Genomic DNA, 788 nt, shown 5'->3' on the forward strand with positions numbered 1-788 from the left:
CTGCTGCCGGTTGGTCTCATATCGGCGGCAACCCTTGCCCATGAAGTGCTGCTGATGCGGCTCTTTTCGATCATTCAGTGGCATCAATTTGCCTATATGATCATAAGCATCGCGCTCCTCGGCTTCGGCGCGAGCGGTACATTCGTTGCCCTCACCCGCCGCCCCCTGCTAAAACGGTACCCGGCCGCCTTCGCAGCGTCGGCCGCGCTGTTCGGCATTACGGCGGTCGCAAGCTTCGCCGGTGCCGAGCGCCTGCCGTTCAACGCGCTGGAGATCGTCTGGAATCCGGCCCAGCTCGGTTGGCTCGCGGCCAGCTATGCTCTCCTGATCCTGCCGTTCTTTTTTGGTGCAACCTGTATCGGCCTTGCCTTCAGCCGCCATCCCGATGAGATCGGGCGCGTCTATGCCTTCGACCTCATCGGCGCCGGGATCGGTGCGCTGGGCATCGTCGGACTCCTGTTCCTGGTCTTTCCCTCAACGGCACTGCGCTTCGTCGCAGCGCTGGGCTTTGCGGCGGCGGCCCTCGCCGCGACGGGCATGGCGCGCCGTCGGTGGCTCGCCGCAGGCTGCCTCGGGCTTGCGGCCGCGGTTATTGCGGTGTGGCTGCCGCCGTCCTTGACAGTCACCGGCCCGCACATGTCCGAGTACAAGGGCCTCCGCATGGCTCTCGAAGTCCCGAACGCGCGGGTGGTCGAGGAGCGATCGAGCCCGCTCGGACTGCTGACGGTCGTCGAGAGCCCGACCGTGCCTTTCCGCTACGCGCCGGGCCTCAGCCTCGCCAACGTGCA

Annotated in this window: 1 pseudogene; it reads left to right on the plus strand. The window is 66.1% G+C overall.

Going from position 1 to position 788, the window contains the following annotated elements:
* A pseudogene (locus QN224_RS33540) lies at nucleotides 1-788 on the plus strand (SAM-dependent methyltransferase); the annotation flags it as partial.

This window comes from Sinorhizobium sp. 7-81, from assembly GCF_030124405.1.
GTDB lineage: Bacteria > Pseudomonadota > Alphaproteobacteria > Rhizobiales > Rhizobiaceae > Sinorhizobium > Sinorhizobium psoraleae.